The organism is Palleronia aestuarii (assembly GCF_003253995.1).
In the GTDB taxonomy this organism is placed as follows: Bacteria; Pseudomonadota; Alphaproteobacteria; order Rhodobacterales; family Rhodobacteraceae; genus Palleronia; species Palleronia aestuarii.
In genome coordinates, this window is sequence record NZ_QKZL01000030.1 from 24,520 (window position 1) to 34,207 (window position 9,688).

12 protein-coding genes are annotated in these 9,688 nt (G+C 65.5%); 7 read left to right on the forward strand and 5 right to left on the reverse strand.

The genetic code is table 11. The features are described from left to right. The first annotated feature begins 48 nt into the window (after window positions 1-48). The 7 genes from LX81_RS19130 (at window position 49) to LX81_RS19160 (ending at window position 5,486) form a co-directional block, all read left to right on the forward strand. Window positions 49-915, forward strand: a complete 867-nt coding sequence (locus tag LX81_RS19130; protein ID WP_111538897.1) for a carbohydrate ABC transporter permease — start codon at window positions 49-51, stop codon at window positions 913-915. Continuing rightward, a complete protein-coding gene (locus LX81_RS19135) occupies window positions 912-1,742 on the forward strand; it encodes a carbohydrate ABC transporter permease (protein WP_111538898.1) in 831 nt (276 codons plus the stop codon). Before LX81_RS19130 ends, LX81_RS19135 begins: the two co-directional genes overlap by 4 nt. Before the next feature lie 4 nt (window positions 1,743-1,746). After that, entirely contained in the window at window positions 1,747-2,529 is a 783-nt protein-coding gene (nagB, locus tag LX81_RS19140) for a glucosamine-6-phosphate deaminase (protein WP_111538899.1), read from the forward strand. Then, a complete protein-coding gene (locus LX81_RS19145) occupies window positions 2,526-3,602 on the forward strand; it encodes an ABC transporter ATP-binding protein (RefSeq protein ID WP_111538908.1) in 1,077 nt (358 codons plus the stop codon). Before nagB ends, LX81_RS19145 begins: the two co-directional genes overlap by 4 nt. After that, on the forward strand, window positions 3,602-4,705 hold the full coding sequence (locus LX81_RS19150; protein WP_111538900.1) for an N-acetylglucosamine-6-phosphate deacetylase: 1,104 nt from the start codon (window positions 3,602-3,604) through the stop codon (window positions 4,703-4,705). The genes LX81_RS19145 and LX81_RS19150 overlap by 1 nt, the downstream gene beginning before the upstream one ends. Before the next feature lie 125 nt (window positions 4,706-4,830). Beyond that, window positions 4,831-5,070, forward strand: coding sequence for a type II toxin-antitoxin system Phd/YefM family antitoxin (locus LX81_RS19155; RefSeq protein WP_111538901.1), 240 nt, complete (start codon window positions 4,831-4,833; stop codon window positions 5,068-5,070). An 8-nt stretch (window positions 5,071-5,078) separates the two neighbouring features. Further along, entirely contained in the window at window positions 5,079-5,486 is a 408-nt protein-coding gene (locus LX81_RS19160) for a type II toxin-antitoxin system VapC family toxin (RefSeq protein WP_111538902.1), read from the forward strand. A 16-nt stretch (window positions 5,487-5,502) separates the two neighbouring features. Here the strand turns inward: LX81_RS19160 and LX81_RS19165 are convergent, their stop codons facing one another. The 5 genes from LX81_RS19165 to LX81_RS23395 all read right to left on the reverse strand — a co-directional run. Beyond that, entirely contained in the window at window positions 5,503-6,576 is a 1,074-nt protein-coding gene (locus tag LX81_RS19165; protein WP_111538903.1) for an ABC transporter ATP-binding protein, read from the reverse strand. Continuing rightward, on the reverse strand, window positions 6,573-7,562 hold the full coding sequence (locus tag LX81_RS19170) for an ABC transporter ATP-binding protein (protein ID WP_111538904.1): 990 nt from the start codon (window positions 7,560-7,562) through the stop codon (window positions 6,573-6,575). The genes LX81_RS19165 and LX81_RS19170 overlap by 4 nt, the downstream gene beginning before the upstream one ends. After that, complete coding sequence (locus LX81_RS19175) at window positions 7,555-9,030, reverse strand: amidohydrolase family protein (protein WP_111538905.1); 1,476 nt, start codon at window positions 9,028-9,030, stop codon at window positions 7,555-7,557. The genes LX81_RS19170 and LX81_RS19175 overlap by 8 nt, the downstream gene beginning before the upstream one ends. A 56-nt stretch (window positions 9,031-9,086) precedes the next feature. Further along, a complete protein-coding gene (locus tag LX81_RS19180; RefSeq protein WP_111538906.1) occupies window positions 9,087-9,479 on the reverse strand; it encodes a periplasmic substrate-binding domain-containing protein in 393 nt (130 codons plus the stop codon). 51 nt (window positions 9,480-9,530) lie between these two features. Further along, the coding region (locus LX81_RS23395; protein ID WP_146259485.1) for an IS3 family transposase at window positions 9,531-9,688 on the reverse strand (158 nt) is incomplete at its 5' end.

The window sequence follows — 9,688 nt, forward strand, 5'->3', positions numbered from 1 at the left end:
CGCCGCCGGGACATCCCCGGCCGCCCGCACCCTGGATCGGGAGATCCCATGACCCGCCCTGCCCGCCTCGAGAACGCGATCCTGACGGCCCCGCTCGTCGTGTTCCTTCTCCTGCTCCTGGGATTTCCCACGATTCTCGACCTGGTCTATGCGGTCTCCGAGGTCCGGTTCGAGACGCTGCGCAGCCCATCCTTCGCGGGATTGTCGAACTTCACCGCGGTGTTGGGAGACCCCGAATTCTGGCGGGCGACGTGGTTCTCCTTGCGCTTCGCGATCGTGACCGCGCTCGCTGAATGTGCGCTCGGCCTTTTCCTCGCCGTCTATCTCGCGCCGCTCCTGCGCCGCGCGCCATGGCTCCTCGCGATCCTCATCATGCCGATGATCGTCGCCCCTGCAATGATGGGCCTGATGTACCGCCTCGTCCTGCACGAGTTCATCGGCCCCCTGCCCAATCTGCTCTATGCATGGTTCGGAACGTCACCGGGCTTTCTCACCGCGCAGAACGTCTTCACGACGATCGTCGTGATCGAGACGCTGCAATGGACGCCCTTCGCGCTCCTGCTCTTCCACATGGCCTACCAGTCGATCCCCGAAGACATCCGGGAGGCCGCTGCGGTCGACGGAACGCGATCCTGGCGCCTCCTCACGCGGATCGAGTTGCCGCTCATGCTGCCGACCATCGGCGTTGCCCTCTTCGTCCGGTTCATCGACGGGTTCCGCGTCTTCGACAACATCTGGACCCTGACCGGAACGGGCCCCGGCGGATCGACGACGTCGCTCGCCATCTACATCTATGTCGCGTTCTTCCGCGCAGGCGAGATCGGCGAAGCCGTGGCTGCATCGATCATGCTTTTTGGTGCGGCTTTCGTTCTCCTCTTCGCCGCCGCGCGCTGGTCGACGAGGGGCGTGCGATGAAGCGGGCCTCCGACATCCTGCGGATTCTCGTCTTCCTCGCGGCAGCGCTGATCCTGAACTTCCCCGTGATCGCGACGCTTGTGACCTCGCTCAAATCGAATGCGGAGATCGCGCGCAACCCGGGCCTCTGGGTCGAGGCGCCCACGCTCGGCAATTACGCCGCGATCTTCGACGCCGCCGGGCGTTTCGACGTCTGGACCTTCCTGAACTCCTCGCTCGTCGCGGCGGCGATCGGGACCATCCTGCCCATCATCGTCTGCTTTCCGGCGGCGTGGGTGATGGCGCGGCGCGGCGTGGGGGCCGCCATTCTCTTTCCCGCGACGGTGAACCTGCGGACGCTGCCGCTAATCGTCTTCGCCATCCCCCTCTACATCATGTACCAGTCGCTTGGCCTTCTCGATACGCGGCTCGGGCTTGGGCTGATCCTCGCGGTCGTCAATCTGCCCATAGCGCTCCTGATCCTTGTGAACACGATCCGCGACCTGCCCGTCGATCTCGAGGAGGCGGCGCGGATGGACGGCGCGAGCCTCCCCACGCTTCTCCTGCGGATCGTTCTGCCGCTCTGCCGGCCCGGTCTCGTCACCGTCTTCATCCTGGGATTCATCACGGCCTGGAACGAGTTCCTCTTCGGATTGATGCTGACGACCCGCGATGCGGTCCCGATCACGGTCGGCGCCTCCTTTTTCTTCGCCTCGGGAGGCGGCGGGGTCGAATGGGGCGTCGCGGCGGCCATCATCGTGATCGCGGCCGCCCCTCCGGTCGTTCTCGGGCTGTTCATGTATCGCCATATCGGAGGATCGATGACCACCGGCGCCGTGAAAGGATGACGCGATGAAGGTTCTCATCCTCCCCGACGCGCAAAAAGCCGCCGACCGCACGGCGGAAGTGATTGCGGCGACAGTGACGGCGCGCCCGGACGCTACGCTCGGCCTTGCTACCGGCGGAACGATGGAGGGGGTCTACGAGCATCTCGTCACGCTCGGCCCCGACATGAGCCGGTCGACGACCTTCAACCTCGACGAATACGTGGGCCTGTCGCCAGATCATCCGCAAAGCTATCGTCGATTCATGCAGACGCATCTCTTCGACCCGCTCGGCATGCCGCGGAAACGAACGCATCTGCCGCGGGGCGATGCGCCGGATCCGGAAGCGGAGGCGCGGCGCTACGAGCGCGCTATTGCCGACGCCGGGGGGATCGACCTGCAACTCCTCGGGATCGGGCGCAACGGCCATATCGGATTCAACGAGCCCAGTTCCTCGCTCGGCTCGCGCTGCCGCATCAAGACGCTGACCCGTGCCACGCGCGACGCGAATTCCCGCTTCTTCGCTTCGCTCGACGAGGTGCCGCGCCATGCAATCACCATGGGCATCGCCACGATCCTAGACGCGAGACGCGTCGTGCTTCTGGCTACCGGCTCCGCCAAGGCCCGAGCGGTGGCCGATATGGTCGAGGGGCCGATCTCGGCCCGCTGCCCGGCCTCCGCACTGCAGCTCCATCCTGCGGCGGACATCATCTGCGACGAAGCCGCTGCGGCGGAACTGAGGCTCAGGGAATATTACGAGACGGTCCATCCGGGCGGAGCCGAGGCGGACGTGACAGGGGGATGCGCATGACCGGGATCGTACTCGACGGTATCGGCAAGACCTTCGACGGCACGCGGATCTTCGACGATCTGTCGCTGTCGATCCGTTCGGGGGAGCTGATCGTCTTCGTCGGTCCGTCGGGCTGCGGAAAATCGACGCTCCTGCGCCTGATCGCGGGGCTCGAGACCGCCACGGAGGGACGGATCGAGATTGACGGCCGCGATGTCACGCAAAGTGAGCCACACGATCGCGGCCTGTCGATGGTGTTCCAGAGCTACGCGCTCTATCCGCACATGACCGTCCAGCAGAACATCGCCTTCGCACTCCATACCGAAAGACTTCCGCGGGACGAAATTTCCGCGCGGGTCGCGGAAGCCGCGCGGATCCTAAAGATCGAGCCCTATCTCGACCGCAAGCCGAAGGCCCTTTCCGGAGGACAGCGGCAGCGCGTCGCGATCGGGCGGGCCATCGTCCGCGAGCCCAAGGCCTTTCTCTTCGACGAGCCGCTCTCAAACCTCGATGCCGCCTTGCGCGCGGATACCAGGGTCGAGATCGCGGAGCTGCACAAGCGGCTCGGTGCGACGATGCTCTACGTCACGCATGATCAGGTCGAGGCGATGACGCTCGCGGACCGGATTGTGGTGCTGAAAGCGGGCCGGATCATGCAGATCGGCACACCGCATGACCTCTATACCGCGCCGGCCAATACCTTCGTCGCGCAATTCATCGGCAGTCCGCGCATGAACCTCCTTCCGTGCGAGCAGATGGATAGCACCCGCATTCGACTGCCCGGTGGGTCGATCGAGATACCGTCGTTGCCTTGCCGTCCGGCCCAGATCGGCATCCGTCCCGAGGATCTGAACCTTGTGGCTCCGACCGAGGGACGGCTCCGCGGGCAGGTCGTCCTCACCGAATATCTCGGGGCGGACCGCTGCGTGCACATCGATCTCGGCGAGGTGAGGGTCACCCTGCGCGATGCGGGATCGTCGCCGAAGATCGCCCGTGATGGCGAAGAGGTCGGCCTCGCGTTCGATCCGCGCCGGGCCCATTATTTCGACGCGGCGGGCGATGCGATCAACGTGATCTCTGTCGAGGCCGCCTGATGCGTATCGCGCCGAAATACCTCTGGTCCGGCGGATGCCTCCGGGAGAATTGCAGCCTGATCGTGGAGGGGTGCCGTATCACGGATATCGCGGAGGCCGAAGGCACGACGGCGGATCTGCATCCCCACCTTGTCATGCCGTCGCTGACCGATCTGCAGGTCAATGGCGGCGGCGGCATCATGGTCAACGATCGCACAGGTTCCGACGGTTTGCGCGCCATCGCAGAGGCGCACGGGCGGCTTGGTACGGGCTGGATCCTTCCAACGGTGATCACGGACGCGCCGGAGACGCTCGCGGCCGCGGCACGCGCGGTGATCGAGATCTACAGGCCCGAAGACAGTGTTCTCGGGCTTCATATCGAGGGGCCCCATATCTCTCCCGAACGCCGCGGCACGCATGATCCCCGCTACATCCGTCCCCTGGAGATCGCGACGGTCGAGATCGTCGAGGACCTGAGACGTCGCGGTATCCCGGTGATGATCACGCTCGCCCCGGAGCGCTGCGACACCGCGCTCCTTGGCCGACTCGTCGCGTCGGGTGCGATCGTCTCCGCCGGGCACAGCGCCGCCACAGCCGAGGAGGCGGAGGCGGCCTTTGTTCGCGGCGTGACCTGCGTCACGCATCTCTTCAACGCGATGGATCCGATGATGTCACGCGCACCGGGTCTTCTGGGTGCCGCAATCGCCGCGCCGGTTCATGCGGGAATCATCGCGGATGGCATCCATGTGGACCGCAGGATGCTGTCCCTCGCCATCCGGGGCCGTCCACGCCCGGGGCTGACCTTCGCCGTATCGGACGCCATGGCGACGGTCGGCGGGCCATCCTCGTTCCACCTCTATGGCCGGGAGATATCGGTCCGCGACAATCGCCTCGTGAACTCCGAAGGGGCGCTTGCCGGAGCACATGTCGATCTCGCGACCTGTTTCGCCAATCTTGTCCTGATGGTCGGGCTCGAACTTGCGGAGGCCTGCGCGATGGTGACCGACACACCCCGTCGCGTCCTCGGCCTGCCGAGTCAGCATCTCGGCCGCGGCTGGCCAACCGACCGTATCTTGATGTTCGACGCGGATCTCAGGCGGATCGCGATCCCCGCGGAGGCATGACGAATTGTGCAGGCGGGATCCTTGCAAGTTCAATCCGGAGCCTCTGGTCGGCGGACTTGGCCAAGTCTTGACCAACCGTGATTTTATCGATATTTAGAGCGTGAGATGGTCAGGAAGGGTACGTCATGAGCCTGGTGATCAAGACCGGCGAAGCGAAGACGCGGCTTTCGGAACTCATCGCCCTCGTTGAGGCCGGTGAGGATGTCACGATCGCGCGGGGCGACATACCCGTGGTCCGTCTCGTCGCGGTTGCGCGCCATTCGGATGCCGATGCCGCCGTGGCCGATATCCTGCAGGCGCGTGCTGCGCTCGCGCCCACCTCGACCGAAGAGATCCTCGACTGGCGCGACGCCGGCCGGCGCTGACGCGGAACATGGCCTTCGTCGTCGATGCCTCCGTCGTCGCGGCCTGGATATTGCCCGACGAATCCTCCGATGCGGCCGACGCGATCCTGCGCCGGGTCTCGGTCGAGGGGGCGATGGCGCCGGACCTGCTGTGGCACGAGGTTCGCAACATCCTCGTCATCGCGACACGTCGGGACCGTATGGTTCAGCAGGAGATCGTGCCGAGCCTCCTGCGCTTACGACGCTTGCCGATCGAGACGGTGAATGTCAGCGCTTCATCCGATGCCGGGCTCACGGATCTTGCCTGGCGATACGGGCTTACCGCCTACGATGCCGCCTATCTTTACCTCGGACTCGAGCGCCGTGTGGCGCTCGCGACCGCCGATCGGGCGCTTCGGAAGGCCGCGGCGAGTGCCGGGCTCTCTCTCATCTCATAGCCGCCTCGGCGACCGCCTACGACGCAGAGGCGCTATCTCTTGCCCGCCTCAGAACATCGAGCCGCGCGGTGAGCCTGTCGTCCATCGGCCGTTCCGCCGCACGATCGGGGGGCGGCATTTGCTCGGCGAAATGACAAGCAACGCTCCTGCCCTCGAGTTCGCGGAGCTCAGGCCTTTCGGTACGGCACTTCGCTTCCGCCATCGGGCAGCGCGGGTGGAACAGGCATCCCGGCGGCGGACGCAGCGCGCTCGGCAGATCCCCCTCCACGCTCGCCTTCGCCCGGCCCGCACCCGGATCAGGACGCGGCGCGGCGTCGATCAGGCTGCGGGTATAGGGATGGCGCGGATGAGAGAAGATCGCATCGACCGGTGCATCCTCCACGATCCGGCCGAGATACATCACCGCGACGCGATCCGCGATATGACGCACAACGGCAAGGTCGTGCGCGATGAAGACGTAGGCGATGCCGAACTGCGCCTGCAAATCCTGCAGGAGGTTCACGATCTGCGCCTGCACGCTCACATCGAGCGCGCTCACCGGCTCGTCGCACACGATCAGTCGCGGACGGGTGGCAAGCGCACGGGCGACGCCCACCCGCTGCCTCTGCCCGCCGGAGAATTCGTGTGGAAAGCGCGTGGCATGGAAATCCGAGAGCCCGCAGGTGACGAGGAGATCGGCGATCTTCTCGTCCACGTCCTTCGTGGTCGCCGCACCGTGGAGGAGCAAGGGTTCTCGAAGCGTCTCGGCCACGCTCATGCGCGGATTGAGGGATCCGAACGGATCCTGAAAGATGATCTGCATCCGCTTGCGGGCCTCACGCAGACCGCGGGGCGAAAGCGCGCGGACATCCTCCCCATCGAGCCGGATCGTTCCCGACGTGGGTTCGATCAGTCGCAGCAGGCTGCGCCCCGTCGTCGACTTGCCGCAACCCGATTCACCGACGATCGCCAGCGTCTCGCCTTCGCCGAGGGCAAAGGATACATCGGTGACGGCCTGCACCTTCCCCACGACCCGTCGCAGGACACCGCGGCGCACGGGGAAATGCTTCGTCAATCCCTCGACCTCGAGAACCGGAGCTGCCCCGCTCATGCCGCGACAGCCTCGATGGGCGCGCGCCAGCACGCGACCGCATGTCCGGGAGCGAGCTCGGCCAGTTCCGGACGCTCCGAACGGCAGTGATCGGTCGCGAGCGGACACCGGGAGGCGAAGCGACAACCCGGCGTGCGTATCCACGGAGGCGGCACCGAGCCGGGGATCGTCTCCAGCCGGGATTGCCCTCCATCGAGCCGTGGCACCGCCGCCATCAGACCGATCGTGTAGGGGTGCTGGGGATCGGAGAATAGCGCACCCACAGGCGCGCGCTCCACGACCTGCCCGCCATACATGACGGCGACATCGTCGCAGGTCTCCGCGACCACGCCCAGGTCATGCGTGACAAGGAGCACCGCCGCGCCAGTCCGCGCGCGCAGATCGGCCATGAGTTCGAGGATCTGCGCCTGGATCGTCACGTCGAGCGCGGTCGTGGGCTCGTCGGCGATCAAAAGATCCGGGTCATTAGCGAGCGCGAGCGCGATCATCACCCGCTGCCGCTGCCCTCCGGAAAGCTGGTGCGGGTAATCGTCCACCCGTTCGGACGGGGATGGCAAACCCACCAGCGACAGGAGCTCGATCGCCCGGGCGCGGGCCGCCTTCGCATTCATCCTGGAGTGAACGGAAAGGCTCTCCGCGATCTGCTCCCCGCATGTATAGACCGGGTTGAGCGAGGTCATCGGTTCCTGGAAAATCATCCCGATCCGTCCGCCGCGGAGCTTGCGCATCTCCCGCTCCGACAGCGTCAGGAGGTCCCGGCCGTCGAACATGATCCGCCCGCCGGCATAGACGCCCGGAGGCTGTGGGACGAGGCGCATGATTGCGGTCGAGGTCACGCTCTTGCCGCATCCGCTTTCGCCCACGGGGCCGAGCGTGCGACCTTTCGAGAGGCTGAGCGACACGCCCGCGACGGCGGTCTGGGATTGTCCGTCGATGCGGAAGTCGACCCGCAGATCCTCGACCGAGAGAAGCGGTGCGTCATCCATTCGCGGATTTTTCCCGGTAGGTCAGCGGGGAGGCGTCGAGATGGCTGCGCCCGGCGAAATCGAGCCGCGCGAATTCCTGTTCGGCCCGCCGCTGTGCCGCCTCTAGGGTATCGAGCGAAGCCGGAAGGTCGATGGTTGCGACGATGCCGTCCTCCACAACCTGCCGGCCATCGACGAAGACATCGCGAACGGCCCGCTCCGCAGCGGTGTAGACGAGGGAACGGAGGGGATCGCGTAGCGGTCGCATCGCGGGATGCGACGCATCCACCAGCACGATGTCGGCCTTCGCCCCCGGCGCGAGCTTGCCGATGTCGTCGCGTCCGAGGAGCCTTGCCCCTCCGAGCGTCGCGGCATCGAAGATATCGCTCGTGCGGATGTCGTAGACGTTGCCGGACATGACGCGGCTCAAGATCAGCGCCGCGCGAAGCTCCTCGAACATGTTGTGGGGGAAAGTGTCGGTGCCGATCCCAATGGGTATGCCGCCTTTGATGTAGCGGCCGACGGTCTGCATGGTGATGCCGCGGCGCTGAAACACGGTCGGGCAATGCGCCACCGCGACGCCGCTCTCCTGGAGGCGCGCGAAATCGTTGCCATGCGGCCAGTGGACCATCGGGTAGTCGTTGAGGAAGATGCCATGCCCGATGATCGAGCCGGGCCGGAGCACGCCCATGTCGCCCAGCCATTCCACCGGCGTGCGACCGTGCCGTCGGGTGATCTCCTGAAACTCGACGACCGATTGCGCGGCGTGGATCTGAAAGGGCAGACCCTTCTCTTCCGCCGCGTCGAGGCTTTCGCGGACAAGGCCCTCGGTGCAGGTGTCGATCTGACTCGGGGAGACCATGCCGGAAAGCCGTCCGCATTCATGTGCGGTGGCCGTCTCGATGACCGACATCGCCTCCGCCATGGCACTTCGCCCCTCATCCGCGAGGTACTCGTATTCGACGGAATGGCCGTTCTTCGTGAACCAGTGCCCGGAACGGTACATCGGCGAGACGACACCGCGGAGACCCGAACGCGCGAAGGTCTCTACCCAACCGTCCCAGGCCACGGACATGTCGACCAGAGTGGTCACGCCCGAGAGCAGAAGCTCTGCGTAGGTCACCTCCACGCAGGCCTGCCGTCCTTCGTCATCCGGGCGGAACAGCGGCATGAATTCGTAGAGTGACGACATACCGAGACGCGGGGAGCCCAGTTCGTCGAGAAAGCCCTTGTTCATTGCTTCGGACGAGGGGTGGGAATGGACATTGACCATGCCCGGCAGGACGACACGGTCGCGGCCGTCGATCTCCTTTACCGCTTCCCCGTCGAACCGTCCGCCGACCTGCAGGATGCGGTCGCCCGCGAAGGCCACGTCGCCATCCCTAAAATAGGTGTGACCACCCGTTTCCGCGTCCCAGCCGACGATCCAGCCCGCGTTGCGGATGACCGTAACGGGGCTGCCCGCGGGCGGATTTTCGGTATCGCTCATATCGTCTCCTTCGAAGCGGTGGACCGGGACGTGTGGCCGTCCCGATCCGGCCCGTCTCATTCTGCGTATTTGAGCCCGAGACCCTTGTAGAGGCCGCTGCCGTAGATGTTGTGCGGCACCACGGTCTCGAGCTCCGTCGACTGCGCGATGGTCATCGGCTCGTGGTAGAGGGGGAGCCAGACGGCCGCCTCGTGCACCTTCTGCAGGACTTCCCCGTAGCTCTCCGCCCGCGTCGCGTCGTCGGTCGCGGTCATGCCGGCCTCGAGCAGTCGGTCGGTCTCGGGATCGTCCCAGTTCATCCGGTTGGGCGTCGGCATGTTCTCCGACCGGAAGTACAGATTGAGCGCGTCGCCGGACGACACGTAGGGATAGCTCATGCCAAACATGTCGAATTCCTGCGTCGCCATCTTGCCCCAGGCCACCGTCGCGTCGAAGGGCTGGATCTGCATGGCGACCCCGATTTCACGCAGATTGGAGTGCGCCCTTATGGCTGGACAGGATTAGGCCGCGGTTTTGACCGGCTGGCGTGCGTTGTTGTTCTCGTATTGAACCGGGCTGAGATAGCCCAGCGACGAATGCAGTCGTCTGGCATTGTAGACCTCCTCGATGAAGCCAGGCAGATCGGCCGTGACGTTTTCGTAGGTGTCGTATTCGTTGA

Excerpts from the sequence above, each read along its gene's own strand:
- LX81_RS19130 (WP_111538897.1), top strand. The coding sequence starts at position 49 with ATGACCCGCCCTGCCCGCCTCGAGAACGCGATCCTGACGGCCCCGCTC.
- LX81_RS19135 (WP_111538898.1), top strand. The coding sequence starts at position 912 with ATGAAGCGGGCCTCCGACATCCTGCGGATTCTCGTCTTCCTCGCGGCA.
- nagB (WP_111538899.1), top strand. The coding sequence starts at position 1,747 with ATGAAGGTTCTCATCCTCCCCGACGCGCAAAAAGCCGCCGACCGCACG.
- LX81_RS19145 (WP_111538908.1), top strand. The coding sequence starts at position 2,526 with ATGACCGGGATCGTACTCGACGGTATCGGCAAGACCTTCGACGGCACG.
- LX81_RS19150 (WP_111538900.1), top strand. The coding sequence starts at position 3,602 with ATGCGTATCGCGCCGAAATACCTCTGGTCCGGCGGATGCCTCCGGGAG.
- LX81_RS19155 (WP_111538901.1), top strand. The coding sequence starts at position 4,831 with ATGAGCCTGGTGATCAAGACCGGCGAAGCGAAGACGCGGCTTTCGGAA.
- LX81_RS19160 (WP_111538902.1), top strand. The coding sequence starts at position 5,079 with ATGGCCTTCGTCGTCGATGCCTCCGTCGTCGCGGCCTGGATATTGCCC.
- LX81_RS19165 (WP_111538903.1), bottom strand. The coding sequence starts at position 6,576 with ATGAGCGGGGCAGCTCCGGTTCTCGAGGTCGAGGGATTGACGAAGCAT.
- LX81_RS19170 (WP_111538904.1), bottom strand. The coding sequence starts at position 7,562 with ATGGATGACGCACCGCTTCTCTCGGTCGAGGATCTGCGGGTCGACTTC.
- LX81_RS19175 (WP_111538905.1), bottom strand. The coding sequence starts at position 9,030 with ATGAGCGATACCGAAAATCCGCCCGCGGGCAGCCCCGTTACGGTCATC.
- LX81_RS19180 (WP_111538906.1), bottom strand. The coding sequence starts at position 9,479 with ATGCAGATCCAGCCCTTCGACGCGACGGTGGCCTGGGGCAAGATGGCG.